Raw genomic sequence first — 25,202 nt, forward strand, 5'->3', positions numbered from 1 at the left:
GAAAGCCCTTTGGGAAAGCCACCGCGTGTCTGATGTCATTTTGCGCCTTGCGCTGCCCTCGCCGCTGCGCCGTCTGTTCGACTACCTTGCCCCGGCCGGCGTGACCCGCGCTGCATTGCAACCGGGCATGCGCCTGCGCGTGCCGTTCGGGCGCCGGGAAATGATCGGCATCCTGATCGAGGTGTGCGACCACAGCGAAGTGCCGGCCGACAAGCTCAGGCCGGCCATTGCCTTGCTCGACAGCCACACACCGCTACCGCCTGCGCTGTTCAAGCTGTGCCTGTGGACCTCGCAGTATTACCAGCACAGCCTGGGCGACACCCTGAGCTGGGCCTTGCCGGTGCTGCTGCGTCAGGGCGAACTGGCCGAACCGCGTCAGGAGCGTTTCTGGCAGGTGACACCCGGTGCCAGCCTGCAAGACCCGCGCATTGCCCGCGCGCCCAAGCAGCGCGAGGCCCTGGCGACCCTGGCCCAGCACCCGCATGGCGTGGCCCATCAGGTGCTGGGCAAGCTGATGCTCAACAAGGACAGCCTCAACCTGCTGCTGGCCAAGGGGCTGGTGGAGATCGAGGTGCGCAGCCAGGCGCCCGGCGCCCGCCACGAGCACTGGCTGGCGCAGCCCGAGCTGCCGCTCAACCCTGAGCAAAGTGCCGCCTGCGAGGCGATCAACGCTGGCATGGACAGCTTTCATGCCTTTCTGCTGGCCGGGGTCACCGGCAGCGGCAAGACCGAGGTTTACCTGCAACTGATTCGTCAGGTGCTGGAGGCCGGCAAGCAGGCGCTGGTGCTGATCCCGGAGATCAACCTCGGCCCGCAAACCCTGGCGCGTTTCGAGCAACGCTTCAATGCGCGTATCGCCCTGCTGCATTCGGCAGTCAATGACCGCGAACGGCTCGATCACTGGCTGGCGGCCCGTGACGGCGATGCCGACATCATCATCGGCACACGCTCGGCGCTGTTTACGCCAATGAAGAATCCCGGGCTGATCATCATCGACGAAGAGCACGACGGCTCCTATAAACAGCAAGAAGGCCTGCGCTATCACGCCCGTGACCTGGCCATCGTGCGTGCCCGCCAGGAAAACATCCCGATCGTGCTCGGCTCAGCCACGCCGTCGCTCGAAAGCCTGCACAACGCCTACACCGGTCGCTACGGCCTGCTGCGCCTGACCCAGCGCGCCGGCGGCGCCAAGCAACCGCGCTTCTTGCGCCTGGACGTCAAGAGCCGGCCGCTGGACAGCGGCATTTCCGGCCCCATGCAACAGGCCATCGCTCAAACCCTGGCGGCGGGCCAGCAGGTGCTGGTGTTTCTCAACCGCCGCGGCTTTGCGCCGACCCTTCTGTGCCATGACTGCGGCTGGTTGTCGGGCTGCGTGCGCTGCGATGCACGCATGACCGTGCACCAGCGCTCCGGCGAGTTGCGCTGCCATCATTGCGGGCATGTCGAGCGCGTGCCGCGCCAGTGCCCGTCGTGCGGCCAGGTCGATTTGCGCCCCATTGGCGCCGGCACCGAACGTGCCGAAGAGCGCCTGGGGATTCTGTTTCCGGATTACCCGGTGCTGCGGGTCGACCGCGACAGTACCTCGCGCAAGGACGCCATGAATCAACTGTTCGCCACCATTCAGCGTGGCCAGCCGTGCATTCTGGTCGGCACCCAGATGCTCGCCAAGGGTCACCACTTTCCACGGGTGACACTGGTATCGATTCTGGATGCCGATGGCGGGCTGTTTTCCGGTGACTTCCGCGCCAGCGAGCGCATGGCGCAATTGATCGTGCAGGTGGCGGGGCGTGCGGGACGCGCCGAAGAGCCCGGCAAAGTGATCATCCAGACGCACCTGGCCGACCATCCGTTGCTGATTCAGCTGACCGAGCAAGGTTACTTCGCCTTTGCCGAACAAGCCCTGAGCGAGCGCCGTGCCGCCGGGCTACCGCCGTTTGCGCACCTGGCGCTGCTGCGCGCCGAAGCGCACAAGCCGGGCCAGGCCGAGCAGTTTCTCGACGAAGCCTGCGCCGAGGCAGAGATATTGCTGGAGCAGATCAGCCCCGGTGGCATCGAGCTGCTGGGGCCGGTGCCGGCGCCCATGGAGCGGCGCGCCGGGCGCTATCGCGCACAGCTGCTGTTGCAGGCCAATGCCCGCGCGCCATTGCACCGTTTGCTGGGCGCCTGGCTACTGGTCCTCGAGCAACTGCCCAGCGGCCGTCAGGTGCGCTGGTCGCTGGATGTCGACCCGGTCGACCTGTATTGACGCCTCCAAGGTTGGCAAGGCCGCTTCAGGCACGGATAATGTGCAGTTTTTCCACCCGCGCATCCAGGCGCTACCGCGCTTGCGGTTGAAGAGAACCCCATGAAAGACACCATTCGCCAGCTGATCCAACACGCCCTGACCCGTCTCGAGACCGAGGGTGTCTTGCCGCCAGGGCTGACGCCGGCGATTCAGGTGGAGAACGCCAGGGACAAGACCCACGGTGATTTCGCCAGCAACATCGCCATGATGCTGGCCAAGCCTGCGGGCCTGAAACCGCGTGATCTGGCCGAAAAGCTGATTGCCGCCCTGCCCGCCGACGAGCAGATCAGCAAGGTCGAAATCGCCGGTCCCGGCTTTCTGAACTTCTTCCAGAACACTCAAGCGCTCGCCGCACGCCTTGACGCGGCGCTGGCCGACGAACGGTTGTCGGTGCTGCGCAACGGCCCGGCACAGCGCGTGGTGGTCGACCTGTCGGCACCGAACCTGGCCAAAGAGATGCACGTCGGCCACCTGCGCTCGACCATCATTGGCGATGCGGTGGCCAACGTGCTGACCTGGCTGGGCGACACTGTCATTCGCCAGAACCACGTCGGCGACTGGGGCACCCAGTTCGGCATGCTGCTGGCTTACCTGCAAGAAAAGCCTACGACCAGCGACGAGCTGTCGGACCTTGAGAACTTCTACCGCGCCGCCAAGCAGCGTTTCGACGACAGCGCAGAGTTCGCCGATCGCGCCCGCGCGCTGGTGGTCAAGCTGCAGGCCGGTGATGCCGAGTGCCTGGCCTTGTGGAAGCGTTTCAACGAAATCTCGCTGTCGCACTGCCAGAAGACCTACGAACGCCTGAACGTCAACCTGACCCCGGCCGACGTCAAGGGCGAGAGCGCCTACAACGACGACCTGGCCAACGTGGTCAGCGACCTGGCGAGTACCGGCCTGCTGGTCGAGAGCGGAGGCGCCAAGTGCGTGTTCCTCGAAGAATTCCGCACCGCCGACGACACGCCGTTGCCGGTGATCGTGCAAAAGGCCGGCGGCGGTTATCTGTATGCCACCACCGACCTGGCCGCCATCCGCTACCGCAGCAAGGTGCTGCACGCCGACCGTGTGCTGTATTTCGTCGACCAGCGCCAGGCGCTGCACTTCCAGCAAGTCTTCGAAGTGGCGCGCCGTGCAGGCTTCACCCACGAAGGCATGCAACTGGAGCACATGGGTTTCGGCACCATGAACGGCGCCGACGGCCGTCCGTTCAAGACACGCGATGGCGGCACCGTGAAGCTGATCGATCTGCTCGACGAAGCCGAAGTGCGCGCCTATGACCTGGTCAAGGAAAAGAACCCCGAATTGGCCGAGGCCGAGTTGCGCGGCATCGCCAAAGCGGTGGGTATCAGCGCGGTGAAATACGCCGACCTGTCCAAGCACCGCACCAGCGACTACAGCTTCAACTTCGATCAGATGATCAGCTTCGAAGGCAACACCGCGCCGTACCTGCTGTACGCCTACACGCGTATTGCCGGGGTGTTCCGTAAGCTGGGCACGCCGTTCGACGCCAGCAGCGGCCATATCGTGCTGGAGGCCGCACAAGAGCTGGAGCTGGCCGCGCGCCTGGCGCAGTTCGGTGAAATTCTCAACACGGTTGCCGAAAAAGGTACACCGCACGTACTGTGTGCCTATGTGTATGATCTGGCGGGGCTGTTTTCCAGCTTTTACGAAAACTGCCCTATCCTTGGTGCGCAAAACCCGGACCAGCAGCAGAGCCGCCTGCGCCTGACTGCCCTGACCGGCCGCACCCTCAAGCAAGGCCTGGATCTGCTGGGCCTGGACACTCTGGAGCGTATGTAAGTTGGCAGTGGCTAAAAAGAAAGCGGCTCCCAAGCGCGGTGCCAGTCGCCATCAGGCAGCGCCGAAGAAGTCGATCCCAGGATGGGTATGGTTGGCTGTCGGCCTTACGGTCGGCGCCTTCATTGTCTTTCTGATGAAACTGGAGCCCGGTGGTAGCGACATCAAACGCGAAAAAGCCGAGGCCAAGGCTGCCGCCAAGATCGCCGAGGCGAACAAGACGCCGCCGAGCCCGGCCGTGGTCAAGCCCAAGTACGACTTCTACACGCTGCTGCCGGAATCGGAAGTCATCGTGCCCAAGGAAGCGGTGCCTGAGAAAACCCCACCGGCGCCTGCGGTTGCACCTGTAGCCCCGGTCGCTCCGGTTACTGCGGAACAGGCGGCGAAGATCGACACCGCCCGCGCCCAGGCAGCCTTGAGTGGCCTGACCCCGCCGCCTGCGCCACCGGTGGCGACCACGCCAGCCAAGCCTGCGCCGGTGACGCAGTTCTTCCTGCAAGCGGGTTCGTTCCGCAAACAGGCCGACGCCGAGAAGGTGCGTGCGCAGATCATCCTGCTGGGCCAGACCGCAACTGTGGAGTCCGGCACGGTCAAGGAAGAAACCTGGTACCGCGTGCTGGTCGGCCCGTTCAGCAACCGCGACCAGTTGACCACCGCCCAGAAGCAACTGGCCGGCGGCGGCTTCAGCAACCTGTTGTTACAACAGCGCCAAAGCCGCTGACGGGGCCCGTAGGACCGGCTTTAGCCGGGAAGATCACAGACCGCAGTGTCTGGTTCGCGGTTAAAACCGCTCCTACGGGGTTACCATCCAGCAACCCGGCATTTATCGTCCACGGTTGAAATCACCGCCCCCATCCCCATATCTGTCTCCATCTGGGCATTTTCGCCCCGCTGCGTGGAGACTCTTCCCTTGACCACCATCGTTTCAGTACGCCGCCACGGCAAAGTCGTCATGGCCGGTGACGGCCAGGTTTCCCTGGGCAATACCGTGATGAAAGGCAACGCCAGAAAAGTGCGTCGCCTGTACCACGGTCAGGTCATCGCAGGCTTTGCCGGCGCCACCGCCGACGCCTTCACGCTGTTCGAACGCTTCGAAGCCCAGCTGGAAAAGCATCAGGGCCACCTGGTCCGTGCCGCCGTCGAGCTGGCCAAGGACTGGCGTACCGACCGCTCCCTGAGCCGCCTTGAGGCCATGCTGGCAGTCGCCAACAAGGACGCCTCCCTGATCATCACCGGCAACGGCGATGTCGTGGAGCCCGAAGACGGGCTGATCGCCATGGGTTCCGGCGGCGCCTTCGCCCAGGCCGCGGCCCGCGCCCTGTTACAGAAGACCGAGCTGTCGGCGCGCGAGATCGCTGAAACCGCATTGCACATCGCTGGCGATATTTGCGTGTTCACCAACCACAACATCACCATTGAGGAGCAGGACCTCGCCGAGTGAGCCGTTGCGGCCATCCGACCTGAGGACCGTTGATAACCATGTCCATGACTCCCCGCGAAATCGTCCACGAACTGAACCGCCACATCATTGGCCAGGACGACGCCAAGCGCGCCGTCGCCATCGCCCTGCGTAACCGCTGGCGGCGCATGCAACTGCCCGAAGAACTGCGCGTCGAAGTCACCCCCAAGAACATTCTGATGATCGGCCCGACCGGTGTCGGCAAGACCGAAATCGCCCGTCGCCTGGCCAAGCTGGCGAACGCGCCGTTCATCAAGGTCGAAGCGACCAAATTCACCGAAGTCGGTTATGTCGGCCGCGACGTCGAGTCGATCATCCGTGACCTCGCCGATGCCGCCATGAAGCTGCTGCGCGAGCAAGAGATCGTCAAGGTTCGCCACCGCGCCGAAGACGCTGCCGAAGACCGCATTCTCGATGCCCTGCTGCCACCGGCACGCGGCGGCTTCAATGAAGAGCCGGTGGCGACCAGCGATTCCAACACCCGCCAGCTGTTCCGCAAGCGCCTGCGCGAAGGCCAGCTGGACGACAAGGAAATCGAGATCGAAGTCAGCGAAGCCGTTGGCGTCGACATTTCCGCGCCGCCGGGCATGGAAGAAATGACCAGCCAGTTGCAGAACCTGTTCGCCAACATGGGCAAGGGCAAACGCAAGTCGCGCAAGCTCAAGGTCAAGGACGCGCTGAAGATGGTCCGCGAGGAAGAAGCCGGCCGTCTGGTCAACGACGACGAGCTCAAGGCCAAGGCGCTGGAAGCGGTCGAACAGCACGGCATCGTGTTCATCGACGAAATCGACAAGGTCGCCAAGCGCGGCAATGTCGGCGGTGCAGACGTTTCGCGTGAGGGCGTACAGCGCGACCTGCTGCCACTGATCGAAGGCTGCACGGTGAACACCAAGCTGGGCATGGTCAAGACCGACCACATCCTGTTCATCGCCTCCGGTGCGTTCCACCTGAGCAAGCCAAGCGACCTGGTGCCCGAGCTGCAAGGCCGGCTGCCGATTCGCGTGGAACTCAAGGCCCTGTCGCCACAGGACTTCGAGCGCATCCTCAGCGAGCCACATGCCTCGCTGACCGAGCAATACCGCGAACTGCTCAAGACCGAAGGGCTGAACATCGAATTCAAGCCCGACGGTATCAAGCGCCTGGCCGAAATCGCCTGGCAGGTCAACGAAAAGACCGAAAACATCGGTGCCCGCCGCCTGCACACCCTGCTCGAGCGTCTGCTTGAAGAAGTGTCGTTCAGCGCCGGTGATCTGGCAGGTCAGCCCGATGCACAGCCGATCAGCATCGACACCGACTACGTCAACAGCCACCTGGGCGAACTGGCCGACGACGAAGACCTGTCGCGCTATATTCTCTGACAGCAGCGGCAAGCTTTAAGCTTCAAGCCGCAAGTTAGAGGCAGAGTGGTGTTAGCCGCACTAACATCGTTCTGCTTGAAGCTTGCGGCTTGAGGCTTGCAGCTAATGGGTTTGCAGCCTTAAGCTGCGGACCATGAACAAGCTGCCCACTGCCATCGAGCTGCATAAAGCCTCGAAAACCCTGACGCTGAAGTACGCCCCCGACGAGCACTATCGTTTGCCCGCCGAGTTCTTGCGTGTGCATTCGCCTTCGGCCGAGGTGCAGGGGCATGGCAAGCCCATCCTGCAGTTCGGCAAACTGGGCGTGGGCCTGAGCAAGGTCGAGGCCGCCGGGCAGTATGCCCTGAAGCTGACCTTCGACGATGGCCACGACAGCGGGCTGTTCACCTGGGACTACCTGTACCAGTTGTGCCAGCGCCAGGACGACTTGTGGAACGACTACCTGCTGGAGCTGAAAAAGGCCGGCAAGACCCGCGATCCGCACGAGCAAGTCGTGCGCCTGATGCTTTGACCTAGCGCAGTCATAAACAGCGTCTATCCTTCCCCCGAACCGCTTGGCGTTTTAGTAAGCGGTTTCTAATTGTTTTTGTTTCAATGTGCCGCGCAGCGGCCTGTTTGCATAACGCTGCCTGCATGTTTTTTGCAATCTCGTGTAGCCAAGGATTCTGGCAAGTTAACTGCATCGTTTCGACGCAGCAGCAAAAGGGGCCATGCCAGTCAACCGTGGTGAAAGCGCAGCCGTTCAGACGCCTTCGTGCCATGGGCATGCCTTGGGGAACCGGCCAACCAGCCATCATCGGTCACATGAGCAGTAGTACTGGCGCTCGCCTGTATCACTCGCCAGTACTCGCCTCAGGACAACGGAGCGTCGTAGATGAGTAGCAAGAACAACGATGAACTGCCGCGCCAGGCTTCTGAACACACGCTGGGACTCAACCCGGTGGTGGGCTTGCGTCGCAAGGATTTACTGACCACCGCACGCATGGTCATGCGCCTGGCGATCAGGCATCCGATCCATAGCGTCAAGCATGTCGCCCACCTGGGCGTAGAGCTGAAAAACGTGATGCTGGGTCGCTCGCAGCTGCAGCCGACCAGCGACGATCGCCGCTTTCAGGACCCGGCCTGGAGCCAGAATCCGTTGTACCGCCGCTATCTGGGGGTTTACCTGGCCTGGCGCAAAGAGCTGCATGACTGGCTCGACGGCAGCCACCTGACCCCGCAGGACATCAGCCGCGGCCACTTCGTCATCAACCTGATGACCGAGGCCATGGCACCGACCAATGGCGCGGCCAACCCGGCGGCGATCAAGCGTTTTTTCGAGACCGGCGGCAAGAGCCTGCTCGACGGCCTGTCACACCTGGCCAAGGACCTGGTGCACAACGGCGGCATGCCCAGCCAGGTCAACATGGATGCGTTCGAGGTCGGCAAGAACCTGGGCACCACCGAAGGCGCGGTGGTGTTTCGCAACGATGTGCTGGAGCTGATCCAGTACAAGCCCGGCACCGAACAGGTCTACCAGCGCCCGCTGCTGGTGATCCCGCCACAGATCAACAAGTTCTATGTGTTCGACCTCAGCCCGGAAAAAAGCCTGGCGCGCTTCTGCCTGAACAGCAAGGTACAGACGTTCATCGTCAGTTGGCGTAACCCGACCAAAGCCCAGCGCGAGTGGGGCCTGTCGACCTACATCGAGGCGCTCAAGGAAGCGGTCGACGTAGTCACCGCCATCACCGGCAGCAGCGACCTGAACATTCTGGGCGCCTGCTCGGGCGGCATTACCTGCACCGCCTTGCTGGGCCACTATGCAGCCCTGGGCGAGAAAAAGATCAATGCCATGACCCTGATGGTCAGCGTGCTCGACACCACCATGGATAACGAAGTCGCCCTGTTCGTCGACGAGCAGACCCTGGAAACGGCCAAGCGCCACTCCTACCAGGCCGGCGTACTCGAAGGCCGCGACATGGCCAAGGTGTTTGCCTGGATGCGCCCCAACGACCTGATCTGGAATTACTGGGTCAACAACTACCTGCTCGGCAACGAGCCGCCGGTGTTCGACATTCTGTTCTGGAACAACGACACCACGCGCCTGCCGGCCGCCTTTCATGGCGACCTGATCGAGATGTTCAAGAACAACCCGCTGACCCGCCCCAATGCCCTGGAAGTGTGCGGGACCGCCATCGATCTCAAACAGGTCACCAACGACGTGTTCTGCCTGGCCGGCACCAACGACCACATTACGCCCTGGCTGTCGTGCTACAAATCGGCGCGCCTGTTCGGTGGCAAGACCGAATTCGTGTTGTCGAGCAGCGGCCATATCCAGAGCATCCTCAACCCGCCGGGCAACCCCAAGGCCCGTTACATGACCAACAGCGAGCTGCCGGCAGAGCCGACCGCCTGGCAGGAGAACGCCACCAAGCACACCGACTCCTGGTGGCTGCACTGGCAGGCCTGGCTCAGCGAGCGCTCTGGCACGCTGAAAAAGGCGCCTGCAAGCCTGGGCAACAAAGCGCACCCGGCCGGCGAGGCCTCACCGGGCACTTATGTCCACGAACGCTAAGCTTGATCTAAACGCAAGAGGCCATGCCTCGGTCGGTCTGGAAAAGGCGCAGGACCGCTTTCCAGCGTATTAACCAACAGGGCTCCGGCATGCCGCATCCGTTTGTATTTCGCTCTATTGACCTGGACGGCCACACGATTCGTACCGCCGTGCGGCCCGGCAAGAGCCACATGACGCCGCTGCTGATTTTCAACGGCATCGGCGCCAACCTGGAACTGGTGTTTCCGTTCGTCGACGCGCTGGACCCTGACATGGAAGTCATCGCCTTCGATGTGCCAGGCGTCGGCGGCTCTTCGACACCCAGGCGTCCGTACCGTTTTCCGGGCCTGGCCAGGCTGGCTGCGCGCATGCTCGATTACCTCGACTACGGGCAGGTCAATGCCATCGGTGTTTCCTGGGGCGGCGCGCTGGCCCAGCAGTTCGCCCACGATTACCCGGAGCGCTGCAAAAAGCTGGTGCTGGCCGCCACCGCAGCCGGCATGGTGATGGTGCCGGGCAAGCCGCGGGTATTGATGCTGATGGCCAGCCCCCGGCGCTATATCCAGCCCTCGCACGTCATCCGTATTGCACCTGAGATCTACGGCGGGGCCTTTCGCCGCGACCCGCACCTGGCGGCCAACCATGCTGCCAAGGTTCGCTCGTCCGGCAAGCTGGGTTACTACTGGCAACTGTTTGCCGGCATGGGCTGGACCAGCATTCATTGGCTGCACAAGATTCGCCAGCCAACCCTGGTGCTGGCCGGTGACGACGACCCACTGATTCCGCTGGTAAATATGCGCCTTTTAGCCTGGCGGATACCCAATGCCCAGCTACACATAATTGATGACGGTCATCTGTTCCTGATTACCCGGGCCGAAGCGGTAGCGCCCATCATCATGAGCTTTCTGCAACAGGAACGTCAGCGTGCAGTCATGCATCCGCACCCCACATCCACCACGCGTTGATTTTGGCCGCCTCTGAAGAGGCGCCATTCGCTCTACCCCGCTGTGCGCCCTGACAGGACCGTCGAATCGCGCAGAACGACGCAGCGTTCCTGCGTCCCGAGTTTTCACTGATGGCTTGACGAAGGAGTGTTGCCAGATGCGAGAAAAACCTGTGAAGCATGCCGAGACGACCCCGGCCACGTACATCAACGCGCAAAGCGCAATTACCGGCCTGCGCGGGCGCGACCTGCTCTCTACCTTGCGCAGTGTGGCCAGCCAGGGCTGGCGGCATCCGCTGCGCAGCGCCCGCCATGCACTGGCGCTGGGCAACCAGTTGGGACGGGTAATGATCCTGGGCGAAACACCCCATGCACCTCACCCGCGCGACAGCCGTTTCGATGACCCGGCCTGGCGCCTTAACCCGCTGTACCGCCGCGGGCTGCAGGCGTATCTGAGCTGGCAGCATCAGCTCAAGCACTGGATCGATGACAGCGACCTGAGCAGCGACGACCGGGCGCGGGCGCACTTTCTGTTCAGCCTGATCAACGACGCGCTGGCGCCCACCAATACCCTGCTCAACCCGATGGCGATCAAAGAGCTGTTCAACTCCGGTGGCAGCAGCCTGATCAAGGGCCTGAGCCACATGGCCAGTGATCTGCTGCACAACAATGGCCTGCCCAGCCAGACCACCAAGGACGCTTTCGAGATTGGCCGGACGTTAGCGACCACCGCAGGCGCGGTGGTGTTTCGCAACGAACTGCTGGAGCTCATCCAGTACAAGCCCATGAGCGAGAAGCAATACAGCCGCCCCCTGTTGATCGTGCCACCGCAGATCAACAAGTTTTATATTTTCGACCTGAGCCCCGCCAACAGCTTCGTACAGTACGCCCTGAAAAACGGCCTGCAGACCTTTGTCATCAGTTGGCGCAACCCCGATGTACGCCATCGCGAGTGGGGGCTGTCGAGCTACGTCGAAGCCGCCGAACAGGCCATGAATGTCTGCCGGACAATCACCGGCGCCCGCGAAGTCAATCTGCTGGGGGCCTGCGCCGGCGGCCTGACGGTTGCCGCTCTGCAAGGCCATTTGCAAACCAAGCGGCAGATGCGCCGGGTGGCCAGCGCTACTTATCTGGTCAGCCTGCTCGACAGCCAGATCGAAAGCCCGGCCACGCTGTTCATCGATGAAGAAGCGCTGGAGGCTGCCAAGCGTCGCTCGTACCAGCGCGGCGTGCTGGAAGGCAGTGAGATGAGCCGGGTATTTGCCTGGATGCGCCCCAACGACCTGATCTGGAATTACTGGATCAACAACTATTTGCTGGGCAAGGCACCACCGGCTTTCGACATCCTCTACTGGAACAACGACACCACGCGCCTGACCGCCGCCTTGCATGGCGACCTGCTGGATTTCTTCAAGCACAACCCGTTGAGCCACCCTGGCGGCCTTGAAGTGTGCGGCACGCCCATCGACCTGCAAAAGGTCACGGTCGACAGTTTCAGCGTGGCCGGCATCAACGACCACATCACCCCCTGGGATGCGGTGTATCGCTCTACCCTGCTGCTGGGCGGCGAGCGGCGCTTCGTGTTGTCGAGCAGCGGTCATGTGCAGAGCATTCTCAACCCGCCGGGCAATCCCAAGGCTACATTCGTCGAGAGCAGCCAGCTCAGCAGTGACCCGCGCGCCTGGTATTACGACGCCAAGTCGCAGGAAGGCAGTTGGTGGCCGACCTGGCTGGCCTGGGTTCAGGAACGCTCCGGCACCCTGCGCGAACCCCGCACAAGCCTGGGCAACGAGGCGTATCCGCCGATGGAAGCGGCCCCGGGCACCTACGTGCATGTGCGCTGACTGAATGGATTGCCGAACAAGAGGGATGGATGAAAACCCGCGACCGAATTCTTGAATGTGCTCTGGCGTTGTTCAATCGCAATGGCGAGCCGAATGTCTCGACTCTGGAAATCGCCAATGAACTGGGCATCAGCCCTGGCAATCTGTACTACCACTTTCACGGCAAGGAGCCACTGGTTCTCAACCTGTTCGAACGCTTCCAGGCAGAGCTGGCACCGTTGCTCGACCCACCGGCGCATGCGCGGCTGGATGCCGAGGATTACTGGCTGTTCCTGCACCTGATCGTCGAACGGCTGGCGCATTACCGCTTTCTGTTTCAGGACCTGTCGAACCTGGCCGGGCGCTTGCCCAAGCTGGCGCGCGGCATTCGTAACCTGCTCGATGCGCTCAAGCGCACCCTGGCGTCGTTACTGGCCCATCTCAAATCGCAGGGGCAATTGGTCAGCGACACCCAGGCATTGGGGCATCTGGTAGAACAGGTAACGTTAACGCTGCTGTTTTCACTGGATTACCAGCGCATTCTGGGCCGTGATGGCCAGGTGCGGGTAGTGGTCTACCAGATCATGATGCTGGTCGCGCCGCACCTGGTCGCCCCTTCGCGACAAAGCGTGGAGCAACTGGCGCTGCATTATCTGGAACAGCAAGCGTCCTGAGCGCCAGGAGCCCGCCCGATCTGCAAGGCAAACCGGGCTGGCCAGCCCTGATCAGGACTGGCTGGCGGACGCACCGGCGTCGCTGTTGGCAGCCGGACTTGCAGGGGCTGCCGGCGCCTCGGTGGCAGGCGCAGCCTCTGCTGCTGGCCTGGCCGCAGCTTTTGCCCTGGCGGGCGCCTTGGCCACTGCCGGTTTGCTGGCAGGCTTGCGTACCGCTGGTTTTTTGGCCGGCTTCGCTTCGGCCGAATCGGCCACCGATTTAGCCTTGCTGGCAGTTGCTGAAGCCGTTTTGCTGACGGCTTCAACAGGCTTGGCAGCGGCCTTTTTCACCGCAGGTTTGGCGGCAGCGGCTTTATCGGCAACCTTGTCGGCGGTCTTGGCGACCGTTTTCGCTGCGGCCTTGATCAACGGCTTGGCAGTGCTGCCGGCAGCCGGTTTGGACGCGGCAGCCCGCGAGGTCACTGGCCTGGCTTTTTCGCCCGTCAGTTGCTCGATCTTGCGGGTCAGTTGGTCGACCTTGTCATGCAGGCTCTGGACTTCATTGCGGCTCGGTACGCCCAGACGCGAAATGGCGCTGTTCAGGCGTTTATCGAAAGCGCCTTCAAGCTCGTTCCACTTGCCAATGGCCAGGTCCTTGACATCGCCAACCCGGGACTTGCCCGCCTTGATGCCGTCCTTGACGTCATCGAGCTTCTGCTCGGCCTGAGCCTGCGTCTGCTTCTCGGCCTGCTCGCCATCCTTTACCAGTGTTTCAAAAAGCTTACTGCCGTCATTGCTGATCTTGGAGTAAGCACCCAACCCAGCCAGCCAGATCTGGCGAGAGTACTTCTCTATCTCGCCAACCCAGGAGCTGCTTTCTTTTTCGGTTTTTTTCTTGCCAGCCATCCCACTCTCCTTATTGATCAGACTCGACGCGCGCGAGCTTTTTAGGCTCTGGGCGCTCGAGCTTTCGAGGCCCGACGCGTTCCAGCAATGCCGTCAGTTCATCGAGCTTAGCAGAGAGCGCATCAACGTCATGTCTTGACGGAATACCGATGCGGTGCAGGCCTTTGGCGATGCGCCGGTCGAGCAAACCTTCGATCTTGTCGAGTTGCGCTTCAAAGCGATTCTTGACCTCGGACGCCTCGCCCTTGATCGAGTCGATCTCGCTGTTGGCGGCCTCGACCTTTTCGTCGATGACCTTTTTTGCGTCCTTTTCGACACGCTCGCCGGTGCGGATCAGCTCTTTGACGTACTCGCTGCTTTCTTCATTGACCCGGGTATACACACCCAGGCCCGCCAGCCAGATCTTGCGGGCGTAGTGCTTGACTTCGGAAAGCTTGCCGTCCTGTTCCAGGTCGACTTCGATCTTTCTTTTCACACTGACTTTGGCCATGGTTCACCTCACGCTCGATAGTTGAAGAGAACGTCCCTCAAGGGACAGTGAAACCAAAGTAGAGCGAAAAATTAGAATCCACACCCTAAGAGCAGCCGCAAGCTGCAAGCCTCAAGCTACAAGCGTGTTGTTCTTACTTGCAGCTTGAGGCTTGAGACTTACAGCTGCCGTTAGCTCTTTCTTGCAGCTTGAGGCTGATCGCTTGCCGCTGCGCCTAAGCGAGCTCGCGATCGAGGACTCGTTCGATTTCGCTTTTGATGCTGCCGCTCATCGCCGACAGGAAGAAATTCAGTTCGATACTGACGCGGATCAGCGCCGCTTCCACGTCGACCCGGCCCTTGGCGCCCTTGCCGTGCAGCGACACGCTGTCGCCGTCCCATTCGTGTTCCAGGCCGTACTTGGCCGCCAGCTTCTCTACCAGATGCTCAGCCTTGGTACGGGCCTGCTCGTGGCCCAGATCGTGCGGGCGCTCAACGATGATTTTCGACATGCCAATGGTCCTCGTTCGAAGGTGAATCATGGGGGCACTATAGCAAGCCACTTGTAGCTGTCATGCGCGTTGTCAAGACAAAGCCAGCCACGCCGATTAGAATGGCCGCATTCTATTCCGGTGACAGCGATATGACCGATCAGCGCAAAGGCAGCGATGCCGAACCTACCACCCACTTCGGCTACAAGAACGTGCCGGAAAGCCAGAAGGCGGAGAAGGTCGCTGAGGTTTTCCACTCTGTAGCCGCCAAATACGACCTGATGAACGACCTGTTGTCCGGTGGCATGCACCGGCTGTGGAAGCGTTTCACCATCGAGTTGTCGGGCGTGCGCCCGGGTAACCGGGTGCTCGACATCGCCGGCGGCACGGGTGACCTGGCGCGCAAGTTCTCGCAACTGGTCGGCCCGACCGGCCATGTGGTGCTGGCCGACATCAATGCCTCGATGCTCAAGGTCGGGCGCGACCGCCTGCTGGATAAAGGCGTGTCGGGCAATATCGAATTCGTTCAGGCCGACGCTGAAAAGCTGCCGTTCCCGGACAACCATTTCGATTGCGTGACCATCGCCTTCGGCCTGCGTAACGTGACCCATAAAGAAGACGCCCTGCGCTCGATGCTGCGCGTGCTCAAGCCCGGTGGTCGTCTGTTGGTGCTGGAGTTCTCCAAACCGACCAACACCTTCATGTCCAAGGCCTACGATGCTTACTCGTTCGCCTTCATGCCGCTGATGGGCAAGCTGGTCACCAACGACTCGGAAAGCTACCGCTACCTGGCCGAATCGATCCGCATGCACCCCAACCAGGAGACGCTGAAGTCGATGATGGTCCAGGCCGGCTTCGACCGCGTGACCTACCACAATATGACTTCCGGCATCGTTGCCCTGCACCGGGGTATCAAGCCCTGATGCTGCTGCGAGGCTTGCTGGCCAGTGTCGAGCACGGCATCAACCGGGTGCTGCGCATGGACAGCACCGCGCTGCCGCGCCTGAGTGCGCTGGCCGGCACGGTGATTGCCATCGATTGCCGCGATCCGGCCCTGAAGCTGTTCATCCTGCCCAGTGATGAAGGCCTGTTTCTGGCCGCCGACTGGGCCGGTGACGCCGACTGTACGCTGCGCGCACCGGCCACCAGCCTGCTGCGTCTGGCCCTGAGCCAGGACAAGACCGCCGTCCTGCATGGCCCGAATGTCGAGATCGAAGGCGACAGCGGCGTGCTGCTGGAGCTGACCGGTATTCTTCAGGACCTTGAACTGGACTGGGAATACGAGCTGTCGCGCTGGCTGGGCCCGGTGGCCAGCCAGTTGCTGGGCAGCCACCTGCGCAGCCGCGCACGCTGGAGCAAGGGCGCGCTGGCCAGCCTGAGCCAGAACCTGGCCGATTATTTGAGCGAAGAATCACGCACCCTGGTCGGCAAACATGAGGCCGAGGCGCAGTTCAGTGAACTGGACCGGATCAAACTCGATCTGGAACGCCTGGAAGCCCGGGTTGCACGCCTTTCCCACTCACTGAACCCCAGCAATAGCGATCCCGCATGAAGTTGCTTGCCGTCCGCCGCCTGTTTCGTATCCAGCGTGTCGTAATCCGCTACCGTCTCGATGACCTGCTGTTTGCCCTGCCGCTGCCCTGGTGGCTGCTGGCGGTGCGCTTTGTGCTGCCGTGGCGCTGGCTGCCACGCAAGCCCTCCGAGCTTGATCGCGGCACGCGCCTGCGCCTGGCGTTGCAGGACCTGGGGCCGATCTTCATCAAGTTCGGCCAGTTGCTCTCGACCCGCCGCGACTTGCTGCCCGAAGACATCGCCGACGCGCTGATGCTGCTGCAGGACCGGGTGCCACCGTTCGACCCGCAACTGTCGGTGCAACTGATCGAATCGCAGCTGGGCGCGAAGATCAGCGAGGTGTTCAGCCGTTTCGATGTCGAACCGCTGGCCTCGGCCTCCGTTGCTCAGGTGCATGCCGCGCGGCTCAAGACCGGCGAAGAGGTGGTGGTCAAGGTGGTGCGCCCCGGCCTGCGCCCGATCATCACCCAGGACATGGCCTGGCTGTTCATCCTGGCGCGCATCGCCGAGCGGCTGTCGGCCGATGCACGCCTGTTGCACCCGGTGCAGGTGGTCAGCGACTACGAAAAGACCATCTACGACGAGCTGGACCTGCTGCGCGAAGCGGCCAACTCCAGCCAGCTACGGCGCAATTTCGAAGGCTCGGACCTGCTGTACGTGCCGCAGGTGTATTGGGACTGGTGCCGGCCCAAGGTACTGGTGATGGAGCGCATCTATGGCGTGCAGGTCACCGATCTGGCGACCCTGGCCGACCAGCGCACCGACATGAAGCTGCTGGCCGAACGCGGCGTCGAGATTTTCTTCACCCAGGTGTTTCGCGACAGCTTCTTCCACGCCGACATGCACCCGGGCAATATTTTCGTCAGCACGGTCACCCCGTGGGCCCCGCAATACATCGCTATCGACTGCGGCATCGTCGGCAGCCTGACTCCGCAAGACCAGGATTATCTGGCCCGTAACCTGTTTGCCTTCTTCAAGCGCGATTATCGCCGGGTGGCGCAGTTGCACATCGATTCGGGCTGGGTGCCGGCAGAAACCAAACTCAACGAATTCGAGGCAGCAATCCGTACGGTGTGCGAACCGATCTTCGAGAAACCGCTCAAGGATATTTCCTTCGGCCAGGTCTTGATGCGCCTGTTCCAGACCGCACGGCGCTTCAACATGGAAGTGCAACCGCAACTGGTGCTGCTGCAAAAAACCCTGCTCAACATCGAAGGCCTGGGCCGTCAGTTGTACCCTGACCTGGACCTGTGGAGCACGGCGCAACCGTTTCTGGAGCGCTGGATGCGCGACCGGGTCAGCCCCAGAACGCTGCTGGGCAACCTGCAATCACAGGTAGAACAGTTACCGCATATTGCCGGCATGACCCGCGACCTGCTTGAACGTCTCTCGCAGCCGCACGCCAACGATCCGCCCCAACCGTGGCGCGAGCGTAACGACAGCTGGGCCTTGCGCCTGCTGGGGGCCGCATTGCTGAGCGGTGGCGCGATCCAGACCTGGGCCATGAGCTCGGCAGGTACTACCTTGCCGGGAGTGGCCGGCGTACCGGCCGGGATCATGCTGGTGGCAGGGTTGTATCTGATCGTTCGTCGATAGCCAGCAGCCCAAGGCGCTGGCACACTGTCAAATCCGCCGGGCGAGAACCCCGGCAGCCGGAGTAAATATGAAAGACTGGCTGGACGAGATTCACTGGAACAGCGACGGACTGGTGCCTGCAATCGCTCAGGACTATCAGACCGGCCGCGTATTGATGATGGCCTGGATGAACCGCGAGGCGCTGGCCCTGACCGCCGCCGAAAACCGCGCCATCTACTGGTCGCGCTCGCGCGGCAAACTGTGGCGCAAGGGCGAAGAATCCGGCCATGTGCAAAAACTGCACGAGCTGCGCCTGGACTGCGATGCCGACGTCGTCATCCTGATGGTCGAGCAACTGGGCGGCATCGCCTGCCATACCGGCCGGCAAAGCTGCTTCTATCGGGTTTACGAGAACGGCGACTGGAAAACCGTCGACCCGGTGCTCAAAGACCCCGACGCCATCTATCAAGCAGGAAACTGAACATGACCGACACCCTGACCCGCCTGGCCGAAGTGCTGGAATCGCGCAAAGGCGCAGCCGCCGACAGTTCGTATGTCGCCAGCCTGCACCACAAGGGCCTGAACAAGATTCTGGAAAAAGTCGGCGAAGAGTCGGTCGAAACCATCATTGCCGCCAAGGACGCCGCCGTCAGCGGCGACTTCAGCGATGTCATCTATGAAACCGCTGACCTGTGGTTCCACAGCATGGTGATGCTCTCGGCCCTGGGCCTGCATCCACAAGCGGTACTCGACGAACTGGAGCGCCGCACCGGCGTGTCCGGTCATGCGGAAAAAGCGGCCCGGACCACAGGCCAGGCCTGATTTCGAGTCTGAACTTCAAGAGGATTGCTTCATGGGTATTTTTGACTGGAAACACTGGATCGTCATCCTGGTCGTTGTGGTGCTGGTGTTCGGTACCAAGAAACTCAAGGGCCTGGGCAGTGACGTCGGCGAATCGATCAAGGGCTTTCGCAAAGCCATGAACGACGACGAAAAGCCGGCTGACCCGAATGCCAGCGCCCAGCCGCAGCCACAACCGCAGCCGGCGCAAACCACCGCGCATAATCCACAACCGGAGCCGCCGCATACCATCGACGCCCAGGCGCAGCGGGTGCAGGAGCCAGTGCGCAAGGATCAGGTCTGATCCATGTTTGGTATCAGCTTTTCCGAACTGCTGCTGGTCGGCCTGGTGGCCCTGCTGGTGCTCGGCCCCGAGCGCCTGCCGGGCGCCGCGCGTACCGCAGGCTTGTGGATAGGCCGCTTGCGACGCAGCTTCAATGCCATCAAGCAGGAAGTCGAACGTGAAATCGGTGCCGACGAAATTCGCCGGCAACTGCACAACGAACACATCCTGTCGCTGGAAGAAGAAGCCCGCAAACTGTTCTCGCCGCCCAACGAAGACGTGCTGAACCGCGATGCGCCTGCCGCCGAGCCGGACCCGCAACCGATCGAACTGCAACCCGAGCCCGCCGCGCCTGCTGCCATTGTCAAGCCGCAAGCGCCGCGCCTGAGCCTGGAAAAAGCGCCAAAGCCGGCGGCAGCCGTCGTCCAGCCCGCTGCCCTCACTGACCCGTCATTGCCACCGCGAGCCCCATGAGCGCCGATATCCCGGAAAACGACCAGCCAATGCCGCTGGTCTCGCACCTGACCGAACTGCGTACCCGCCTGCTGCGCTGCGTGGCGGCGGTGTTTTTGGTCTTCGCCTGCCTGTTCTACTTTGCGCAGAAGATCTACACCCTGGTCTCCGCACCGCTGCGCGCGTACTTGCCCGAAGGTGCGACGATGATCGCCACCGACGTGGCCTCGCCGTTCCTGACGCCGTTCAAGCTGACCATGATGGTCGCGCTGTTCGCCTCCATGCCGATCATCCTGCATCAGGTCTGGGGGTTCATTGCGCCGGGCCTGTACCGTCACGAGAAGCGCATTGCGGTGCCGCTGCTGGTGTCGAGCATCATCCTGTTCTATGCCGGCATGGCATTCGCCTACTTTCTGGTGTTCCCGCTGATTTTCCACTTCTTCGCCAGCGTGACGCCTGAAGGCGTGTCGATGATGACCGACATTGCCAGCTACCTCGATTTCGTCATGACCCTGTTCTTCGCCTTCGGCGTGGCCTTTGAAATTCCGGTGGCCGTGGTGCTGCTGGTGTGGATCGGCGTGGTCGATGTGAAGTACCTGAAAAAGATCCGCCCGTACGTGATCATCGGCTGCTTTGTGGTCGGCATGATCCTCACGCCGCCGGACATCTTCTCGCAGACGTTGCTGGCAGTGCCGATGTGGTTGCTGTTCGAGCTGGGCATCCTGTGCAGCAGCCTGATCACCAAACGCGGCGAACACCCAGACGACCTCAAAGGCGACCAGCCGCCAGCGCCGCTGCCGTGAACCTGCTGCTGCTTGAAGAAGGCGACTTCATTGCGCCCGACCGGGTGGTGTTGCGCGACCGGCGCCTGACCCACATGCAAGAGGTGCAGCGCGTGGCAGTGGGCGACAGCCTGCGGGTCGGGCGAATCGGCGGCCTGCTGGGTGAAGCCGAGGTGCTGCGCCTGGAGCCCCGTGAAGCCGAGCTGCGTGTGGCCTTGCACAGCTCGCCCCCGGCCAAGCTGCCGCTGACCCTGATCCTCGCCGTGCCACGCCCGAAAATGCTCCGCCGGGTGTTCCAGACCGTGGCCACCATGGGTGTGCCACGCCTGATTCTGGTCAACAGCTACCGGGTCGAGAAAAGCTTCTGGCAGACCCCGTTTCTCAACCCCGATGCGATTCGCGAAAACCTGATTCTTGGCCTTGAGCAGGCCCGCGACAGCGTGCTGCCCGAGGTGTTGATCGAGAAGCGCTTCAAGCCGTTCGTCGAAGACCGGCTGCCGGCTGTGGCGCAAGGCACCCTGGGCCTGGTCGGCCACCCCGGCGACTTTCCGGCCTGCCCGCGCGCCGTCGAACAGCCGGTGACACTGGCCATCGGCCCGGAAGGCGGCTGGATTCCGTACGAGGTCGAGTTACTGGGCAAGGCCGGGCTGCAACCGGTGCAACTCGGGGCACGGATTCTGCGCGTCGAGACCGCCGTTACCGCGCTGCTGGCCCGCTTGTTCTAATCATTGTTCTGTCATCCACATCGCTTTAGCTTGTAGGATTCTTGCCGATATACAAGGTTCGTATAGCACCTGCACGGCAAGGAGTCCTCATGTCCATTACCCAAAGTCTCGCCAACGCGAGCGTCAGCCGCAAACTGGCCTTTGGTTTCGGCCTGGTAGTGCTGATGACACTCGCCATCAGCGCCACCGGCTGGAACAGCATCCAGACCCTGATCGAGCGTGGCGAGCGGGTGAACGCCATCAATGAAGCCAATGAGCAGACGCTGGAACTGCGCATCCAGCGGCAGCGCTATGAAGCTGTATTCAACGCAGAAGCTGCCAAAAGCGTCATCGCAGCGCTGAACCAGCTCGAAACAGACCTGCGCACAGCCCGCAGCCTGATGCGTTCCAGCATCAATCAGCAACGGGTAGACGCGCAACTTCAGACTGCCAAGGACTATCGCCAGGCCTTCATCGAGATGACCCGAGCCATCGATACCCGCGAAGGTACCCGCAGCCTGATGGGCGACAATGCCGACAAAGCCGTGGCTGAAATCAACAAGATCGAAGCCGAACTGCTCAAGGGCGACAACATCCTGGCCTTCAATAGCATTGTGGGCGTCAGCAAGCTGCTTCAGCAGGCACGCTTCCAGGTGCGTGGCTACACCTACAGCGGTCGTGCCGAATTCGAAAAGAACGCCAACGCGGCCATCGACGAAGCCATGGTCGGTATCAACTCGCTGGCCGGCGACATCCCTGCTGACTTCATACCGACCCTGCAAGCGGCGCAGGCCGGTCTGCAAGGCTACCGTGCAGCCGTCGGCCAGTACCGTGATGCCCAGGCGGCCGGCAAAGTGGCACTGGACAAAATGACCCCGCTGGGCGAGCAACTGGTCAAACTCAGCACCGAGCTGATTCAGGAGCAGAACGCCAGCCGCGACAAGGACAGCCAGCAGGCCATCCTGACCATCAGCCTGGCCACCCTTCTGGCACTGGCACTGAGCGTCTTGGCTGCCTGGATCATCACCCGACAGATCACCACGCCCCTGCAGGACACCCTCAAAGCCGTTGACCGCGTGGCGTCGGGCGACCTCAGCCACAACCTGAACGTCAATCGCAAAGACGAACTGGGTCAGTTGCAAAGCAGCATTCAGCGCATGACCGTCAGTCTGCGCGACCTGGTGGGTGGCATCCGCGATGGCGTGACGCAAATCGCCAGCGCCGCCGAAGAACTGTCGGCGGTCACCGAGCAGACCAGCGCCGGCGTCAACAGCCAGCGCGTCGAGACCGATCAGGTGGCCACCGCCATGCATGAAATGACCGCCACCGTGCAAGAAGTGGCGCGCAACGCCGAAGAAGCCTCGGAAGCCGCCCTGGCCGCCGACCAGCAGGCCCGTGAAGGTGATCGTGTGGTCAATGAGGCCATCGGCCAGATCGAGCGGCTGGCCAAGGCGATGGGCAACTCCACCACGGCCATGGACGAGCTCAAGCGTGAAAGCGACAAGATCGGCAGCGTGCTCGACGTGATCAAATCGGTGGCCCAGCAAACCAACCTGCTGGCGCTCAATGCCGCCATCGAAGCGGCGCGTGCCGGTGAAGCCGGGCGCGGCTTTGCCGTGGTCGCCGATGAGGTGCGCAGCCTGGCCCAGCGTACCCAGAAGTCCACCGAAGAGATCGAAGCCCTGATTGCCGGCCTGCAAAACGGCACCCAACAGGTGTCGAGCATCATGGACGACAGCCTGGCACTGACCGACAGCAGCGTCGAATTGACCCGCCGCGCCGGTGGCACACTGGAGAGCATCACCCGCACGGTCTCGGCCATCCAGTCGATGAACCAGCAAATTGCGGCCGCCGCCGAACAGCAAAGCGCCACCGCCGAAGAGATCAACCGCAGCGTCATCAATGTACGTGACGTGTCGCAACAGACCTCGGCGGCCAGCGAAGAAACCGCCGCTTCCAGCGTCGAGCTGGCGCGCCTGGGCAATCACCTGCAAACCCTGGTCAGCCGCTTTACCGTTTGATGGCCACGATGGGCGCCACACGGCGCCCTGGCCTGTGACCCGCTTCACCTTCCGCTATCGCTCGGAAATCTCCTACGACCTATACAGGTCGCGCACTCCCCGCTCCTGCCGATGCGTTCATGACGCTACCCATCCGCAGGAGAAACCCCATGTTCCGCTGGATCAATCATTCGCTCGACAACCTCAGTGTCCGGCTCAAACTGGCGCTGGGCTTCGGCCTGGTGCTGTCGCTGACCCTGACCATTACCCTGACCGGCTGGTACGGGCTGGACACCATGATCGAACGCTCCGAGTCGATCTCGTCCATTGCCCAACTCAGCAACCTGACCAAGGACCTGCGCGCCGAGCGCATTCTGTTTCGCGAAGAAAACACCGCGCAAAGCGCCACCCGCGTCGAAGACCGGCTCAACGAACTGGAAACCCATCTGGGCCTGCTGCGCAAGGAGGTCGAAGACCGGCGCAGCCTTGACTTGCTGGGTGCGCAGAGCGGCATCGTCGCCAGCCTGGAAAAGACCTTTGCCGAGCTGGCCCTGCAGCGCAAGGGTCGCGACGAGGCCTCAAGCACCCTGCAACAACAGGCAGTGCTGGCGGTCCAGGCAATTGGCCAGGTGGAAAGCGAAGTGCTCAAGGCCGTCAGCCAGGAACAGGACAACAGTGACCGGCTGGACGAGTTCACCAACCTGTCGCAGCTCAAACAGCAGATTCAGCTCGCCCGCTTTCAGGTGCAAACCTACACGTTCACCGGCAAGCAGGAGGATGAAACCGCAGCCATTACCGCCCTCGACGAAGCGCTCAAAGAAATTGCGCAGATCGCTCAGGATCAGGCCGAAGACAATCTGCAGGCCTTGAAACCCGCCGAAGCGGCCTTGCAGTTGTACAAGGCATCGCTGGGCGCTTTTCGCGAAGCGCAGGTCAAGGTCGAGCAGAATCAGCAAAGCATGGAAAACCTCGGTGACAAGATGCTCGAATCGGTCGCCGAACTGATCGGCCTGCAAGGCTCGCTGCGCGACACCGAAGCGGGCCATGCACGCAGCACCCTGACTGGCGTTGCCTCGCTGGCGATGTTGTTCGGGCTGCTGGCTGCCTGGATCATGACCCGGCAGATCATCGTCCCGCTGCGCCAGGCGCTGGTAGCCGCCGAACGGATTGCCGTGGGTGACTTGAGCTGCGACCTGCACACGCTGCGCCACGACGAGATGGGCCAGTTGCAAGCCAGCATCCAGACCATGACCGTGAACCTGCGCGCGCTGATCAACGGCATCAGCGACGGCGTCACGCAGATTGCCAGCGCCGCCGAGCAACTGTCGGCGGTCACCGAACAGACCAATGTGGGGGTCAATAACCAGAAAGAGGAAACCGACCAGGTCGCCACTGCTATCAATGAGATGGCCGCCACCGTGTTGCAGGTCGCCAGCAATGCTCAACAGGCTTCACAGGCGGCAGCCCACGCCGACCAGCAGGCCCGCGACGGCGACAAAGTGGTCGGCGAAGCGATTGGCCAGATCGAGCAACTGGCCGGTGAAATGCGCAACTCAACCCAGGCGATGAACAGCCTCAAGCTAGAAAGCGGCAAGATCGTCGGCGTACTCGACGTGATCAAGTCAGTGTCCCAGCAAACCAACCTGCTGGCGCTCAACGCCGCCATCGAAGCCGCGCGGGCCGGTGAGGCCGGGCGCGGCTTTGCCGTGGTCGCCGATGAAGTACGCAGCCTGGCGCAGCGCACCCAGCAGTCGACCGAGGAAATCGAAGAACTGATCGCCGCCCTGCAAAGCGGCACCCAGCAAGTGGCTACCACCCTGGACAACAGCCGCAGCCTGACCGACCAGAGCGTCGACCTCAGCCGCCGCGCCGGCAGCGCGCTGGAACAGATAACCCGCACCGTGGCCAGCATCCAGGACATGAACCGCCAGATCGCCACCGCCAGCGAACAACAAAGCGCCGTGGCCGAACAGATCAACCGCAGCGTGGTGAACGTGCGCAATATCTCGGAACAGACCGCGACCGCCAGTGAAGAAACGGCCACCTCCAGCATCGAACTGGCGCGACTGAGCAATCATTTGAAGGAATTGGTGGGGCGCTTCAAGGTGTAATCCGTCGGGCGGCGAACCGCTTGTAGGACCGACTTTAGTCGGGAAGCAGGCACCGCGTAACCGCTTTCCCGACTAAAGTCGGTCCTACGACGGCGTTCCAACACACGATTGGAGCATGGCCAAACAAAAACGCCCCTGAATCAGGGGCGTGTTTGTGGGTTGCATCAAGC

General features: G+C 62.2%; 24 protein-coding genes and 2 pseudogenes. 23 read left to right on the forward strand and 3 right to left on the reverse strand.

Annotated elements, in window-relative coordinates:
- Window positions 1–25 precede the first annotated feature (25 nt).
- From ACYP2A_RS17215 to ACYP2A_RS17260, 10 genes are all read left to right on the forward strand, one after another.
- Window positions 26–2,245 (forward strand): primosomal protein N', encoded by a 2,220-nt coding sequence (locus ACYP2A_RS17215; protein ID WP_459746802.1) that lies wholly within the window; start codon window positions 26–28, stop codon window positions 2,243–2,245.
- Between the two features lie 99 nt (window positions 2,246–2,344).
- The gene (gene argS / locus ACYP2A_RS17220; protein WP_459746804.1) at window positions 2,345–4,081 is read left to right on the forward strand and encodes an arginine--tRNA ligase; all 1,737 of its coding nucleotides are present in this window, start codon (window positions 2,345–2,347) and stop codon (window positions 4,079–4,081) included.
- A 1-nt stretch (window position 4,082) separates the two neighbouring features.
- Window positions 4,083–4,799 carry an SPOR domain-containing protein gene (locus ACYP2A_RS17225; protein ID WP_459746805.1) on the forward strand — a complete coding sequence of 239 codons (717 nt, stop codon included), beginning with the start codon at window positions 4,083–4,085 and terminating at the stop codon, window positions 4,797–4,799.
- 189 nt (window positions 4,800–4,988) lie between these two features.
- A complete protein-coding gene (gene hslV / locus ACYP2A_RS17230) occupies window positions 4,989–5,519 on the forward strand; it encodes an ATP-dependent protease subunit HslV (RefSeq protein WP_459746807.1) in 531 nt (176 codons plus the stop codon).
- Window positions 5,520–5,557: 38 nt separating this feature from the next.
- On the forward strand, window positions 5,558–6,895 hold the full coding sequence (gene hslU / locus ACYP2A_RS17235; RefSeq protein WP_459746809.1) for an HslU--HslV peptidase ATPase subunit: 1,338 nt from the start codon (window positions 5,558–5,560) through the stop codon (window positions 6,893–6,895).
- 133 nt (window positions 6,896–7,028) lie between these two features.
- A complete protein-coding gene (locus tag ACYP2A_RS17240) occupies window positions 7,029–7,406 on the forward strand; it encodes a gamma-butyrobetaine hydroxylase family protein (protein ID WP_459746810.1) in 378 nt (125 codons plus the stop codon).
- Window positions 7,407–7,769: 363 nt separating this feature from the next.
- Window positions 7,770–9,449, forward strand: coding sequence for a class II poly(R)-hydroxyalkanoic acid synthase (gene phaC, locus ACYP2A_RS17245; RefSeq protein ID WP_459746811.1), 1,680 nt, complete (start codon window positions 7,770–7,772; stop codon window positions 9,447–9,449).
- Window positions 9,450–9,538: 89 nt separating this feature from the next.
- Entirely contained in the window at window positions 9,539–10,393 is an 855-nt protein-coding gene (phaZ, locus tag ACYP2A_RS17250; protein WP_459746813.1) for a poly(3-hydroxyalkanoate) depolymerase, read from the forward strand.
- A gap of 136 nt (window positions 10,394–10,529) precedes the next feature.
- The gene (gene phaC, locus ACYP2A_RS17255; protein WP_459746814.1) at window positions 10,530–12,215 is read left to right on the forward strand and encodes a class II poly(R)-hydroxyalkanoic acid synthase; all 1,686 of its coding nucleotides are present in this window, start codon (window positions 10,530–10,532) and stop codon (window positions 12,213–12,215) included.
- A 29-nt stretch (window positions 12,216–12,244) separates the two neighbouring features.
- On the forward strand, window positions 12,245–12,868 hold the full coding sequence (locus ACYP2A_RS17260; RefSeq protein WP_459746816.1) for a TetR/AcrR family transcriptional regulator: 624 nt from the start codon (window positions 12,245–12,247) through the stop codon (window positions 12,866–12,868).
- Between the two features lie 51 nt (window positions 12,869–12,919).
- Here ACYP2A_RS17260 and ACYP2A_RS17265 read toward each other — a convergent pair whose 3' ends face one another.
- The 3 genes from ACYP2A_RS17265 to ACYP2A_RS17275 form a co-directional block, all read right to left on the reverse strand.
- A complete protein-coding gene (locus ACYP2A_RS17265) occupies window positions 12,920–13,753 on the reverse strand; it encodes a phasin family protein (protein ID WP_459746818.1) in 834 nt (277 codons plus the stop codon).
- 10 nt (window positions 13,754–13,763) lie between these two features.
- Complete coding sequence (locus ACYP2A_RS17270; protein ID WP_459746819.1) at window positions 13,764–14,243, reverse strand: phasin family protein; 480 nt, start codon at window positions 14,241–14,243, stop codon at window positions 13,764–13,766.
- Between the two features lie 214 nt (window positions 14,244–14,457).
- Entirely contained in the window at window positions 14,458–14,733 is a 276-nt protein-coding gene (locus ACYP2A_RS17275; protein WP_459746820.1) for a polyhydroxyalkanoic acid system family protein, read from the reverse strand.
- A gap of 131 nt (window positions 14,734–14,864) precedes the next feature.
- On the opposite strand from ACYP2A_RS17275, the gene ubiE reads away from it, so the two are divergent.
- The 13 genes and pseudogenes from ubiE (at window position 14,865) to ACYP2A_RS17340 (ending at window position 25,032) form a co-directional block, all read left to right on the forward strand.
- Complete coding sequence (ubiE, locus tag ACYP2A_RS17280) at window positions 14,865–15,635, forward strand: bifunctional demethylmenaquinone methyltransferase/2-methoxy-6-polyprenyl-1,4-benzoquinol methylase UbiE (protein ID WP_459746822.1); 771 nt, start codon at window positions 14,865–14,867, stop codon at window positions 15,633–15,635.
- The gene (locus ACYP2A_RS17285) at window positions 15,635–16,264 is read left to right on the forward strand and encodes a ubiquinone biosynthesis accessory factor UbiJ (protein WP_459746824.1); all 630 of its coding nucleotides are present in this window, start codon (window positions 15,635–15,637) and stop codon (window positions 16,262–16,264) included. Before ubiE ends, ACYP2A_RS17285 begins: the two co-directional genes overlap by 1 nt.
- Entirely contained in the window at window positions 16,261–17,880 is a 1,620-nt protein-coding gene (gene ubiB, locus ACYP2A_RS17290) for a ubiquinone biosynthesis regulatory protein kinase UbiB (protein WP_459746825.1), read from the forward strand. The genes ACYP2A_RS17285 and ubiB overlap by 4 nt, the downstream gene beginning before the upstream one ends.
- Window positions 17,881–17,947: 67 nt before the next feature.
- Window positions 17,948–18,340 carry a phosphoribosyl-AMP cyclohydrolase gene (gene hisI, locus ACYP2A_RS17295; protein WP_459746826.1) on the forward strand — a complete coding sequence of 131 codons (393 nt, stop codon included), beginning with the start codon at window positions 17,948–17,950 and terminating at the stop codon, window positions 18,338–18,340.
- A 2-nt stretch (window positions 18,341–18,342) separates the two neighbouring features.
- Window positions 18,343–18,681: a phosphoribosyl-ATP diphosphatase gene (locus tag ACYP2A_RS17300; protein WP_459746828.1), complete on the forward strand. Its 339-nt coding sequence runs from the start codon at window positions 18,343–18,345 to the stop codon at window positions 18,679–18,681.
- 31 nt (window positions 18,682–18,712) lie between these two features.
- Window positions 18,713–19,003 (forward strand): twin-arginine translocase TatA/TatE family subunit, encoded by a 291-nt coding sequence (locus ACYP2A_RS17305; RefSeq protein WP_459746830.1) that lies wholly within the window; start codon window positions 18,713–18,715, stop codon window positions 19,001–19,003.
- A gap of 3 nt (window positions 19,004–19,006) precedes the next feature.
- Complete coding sequence (gene tatB, locus ACYP2A_RS17310) at window positions 19,007–19,456, forward strand: Sec-independent protein translocase protein TatB (protein WP_459746831.1); 450 nt, start codon at window positions 19,007–19,009, stop codon at window positions 19,454–19,456.
- Window positions 19,453–20,238 carry a twin-arginine translocase subunit TatC gene (gene tatC, locus ACYP2A_RS17315; RefSeq protein WP_459746832.1) on the forward strand — a complete coding sequence of 262 codons (786 nt, stop codon included), beginning with the start codon at window positions 19,453–19,455 and terminating at the stop codon, window positions 20,236–20,238. The genes tatB and tatC overlap by 4 nt, the downstream gene beginning before the upstream one ends.
- The gene (locus ACYP2A_RS17320) at window positions 20,235–20,942 is read left to right on the forward strand and encodes a 16S rRNA (uracil(1498)-N(3))-methyltransferase (RefSeq protein ID WP_459746833.1); all 708 of its coding nucleotides are present in this window, start codon (window positions 20,235–20,237) and stop codon (window positions 20,940–20,942) included. Before tatC ends, ACYP2A_RS17320 begins: the two co-directional genes overlap by 4 nt.
- Before the next feature lie 164 nt (window positions 20,943–21,106).
- A pseudogene (locus ACYP2A_RS17325) lies at window positions 21,107–22,087 on the forward strand (methyl-accepting chemotaxis protein); the annotation flags it as partial.
- A 141-nt stretch (window positions 22,088–22,228) separates the two neighbouring features.
- Window positions 22,229–22,942: a methyl-accepting chemotaxis protein gene (locus ACYP2A_RS17330; protein WP_459746929.1), complete on the forward strand. Its 714-nt coding sequence runs from the start codon at window positions 22,229–22,231 to the stop codon at window positions 22,940–22,942.
- 149 nt (window positions 22,943–23,091) lie between these two features.
- Window positions 23,092–24,177, forward strand: a pseudogene (locus ACYP2A_RS17335) (methyl-accepting chemotaxis protein); the annotation flags it as partial.
- Window positions 24,169–25,032, forward strand: a complete 864-nt coding sequence (locus ACYP2A_RS17340) for a methyl-accepting chemotaxis protein (protein WP_459746930.1) — start codon at window positions 24,169–24,171, stop codon at window positions 25,030–25,032. The pseudogene ACYP2A_RS17335 and the gene ACYP2A_RS17340, both read left to right, overlap by 9 nt.
- Window positions 25,033–25,202: the final 170 nt, after the last annotated feature.

The sequence above is a fragment of the Pseudomonas sp. 3A(2025) genome (genome assembly GCF_054589175.1).

Bases quoted from the DNA above. Each gene is read 5' to 3' on its own strand.
- argS (WP_459746804.1), top strand. From the start codon at position 2,345: ATGAAAGACACCATTCGCCAGCTGATCCAACACGCCCTGACCCGTCTC.
- tatC (WP_459746832.1), top strand. From the start codon at position 19,453: ATGAGCGCCGATATCCCGGAAAACGACCAGCCAATGCCGCTGGTCTCG.
- hisI (WP_459746826.1), top strand. From the start codon at position 17,948: ATGAAAGACTGGCTGGACGAGATTCACTGGAACAGCGACGGACTGGTG.
- ACYP2A_RS17285 (WP_459746824.1), top strand. From the start codon at position 15,635: ATGCTGCTGCGAGGCTTGCTGGCCAGTGTCGAGCACGGCATCAACCGG.
- tatB (WP_459746831.1), top strand. From the start codon at position 19,007: ATGTTTGGTATCAGCTTTTCCGAACTGCTGCTGGTCGGCCTGGTGGCC.
- ACYP2A_RS17275 (WP_459746820.1), bottom strand. From the start codon at position 14,733: ATGTCGAAAATCATCGTTGAGCGCCCGCACGATCTGGGCCACGAGCAG.
- ACYP2A_RS17260 (WP_459746816.1), top strand. From the start codon at position 12,245: ATGAAAACCCGCGACCGAATTCTTGAATGTGCTCTGGCGTTGTTCAAT.
- ubiB (WP_459746825.1), top strand. From the start codon at position 16,261: ATGAAGTTGCTTGCCGTCCGCCGCCTGTTTCGTATCCAGCGTGTCGTA.
- ubiE (WP_459746822.1), top strand. From the start codon at position 14,865: ATGACCGATCAGCGCAAAGGCAGCGATGCCGAACCTACCACCCACTTC.
- phaC (WP_459746814.1), top strand. From the start codon at position 10,530: ATGCGAGAAAAACCTGTGAAGCATGCCGAGACGACCCCGGCCACGTAC.
- ACYP2A_RS17300 (WP_459746828.1), top strand. From the start codon at position 18,343: ATGACCGACACCCTGACCCGCCTGGCCGAAGTGCTGGAATCGCGCAAA.
- phaC (WP_459746811.1), top strand. From the start codon at position 7,770: ATGAGTAGCAAGAACAACGATGAACTGCCGCGCCAGGCTTCTGAACAC.
- ACYP2A_RS17240 (WP_459746810.1), top strand. From the start codon at position 7,029: ATGAACAAGCTGCCCACTGCCATCGAGCTGCATAAAGCCTCGAAAACC.
- ACYP2A_RS17305 (WP_459746830.1), top strand. From the start codon at position 18,713: ATGGGTATTTTTGACTGGAAACACTGGATCGTCATCCTGGTCGTTGTG.
- hslU (WP_459746809.1), top strand. From the start codon at position 5,558: ATGTCCATGACTCCCCGCGAAATCGTCCACGAACTGAACCGCCACATC.
- ACYP2A_RS17340 (WP_459746930.1), top strand. From the start codon at position 24,169: ATGACCGTGAACCTGCGCGCGCTGATCAACGGCATCAGCGACGGCGTC.
- ACYP2A_RS17270 (WP_459746819.1), bottom strand. From the start codon at position 14,243: ATGGCCAAAGTCAGTGTGAAAAGAAAGATCGAAGTCGACCTGGAACAG.
- ACYP2A_RS17265 (WP_459746818.1), bottom strand. From the start codon at position 13,753: ATGGCTGGCAAGAAAAAAACCGAAAAAGAAAGCAGCTCCTGGGTTGGC.
- phaZ (WP_459746813.1), top strand. From the start codon at position 9,539: ATGCCGCATCCGTTTGTATTTCGCTCTATTGACCTGGACGGCCACACG.
- ACYP2A_RS17330 (WP_459746929.1), top strand. From the start codon at position 22,229: ATGCATGAAATGACCGCCACCGTGCAAGAAGTGGCGCGCAACGCCGAA.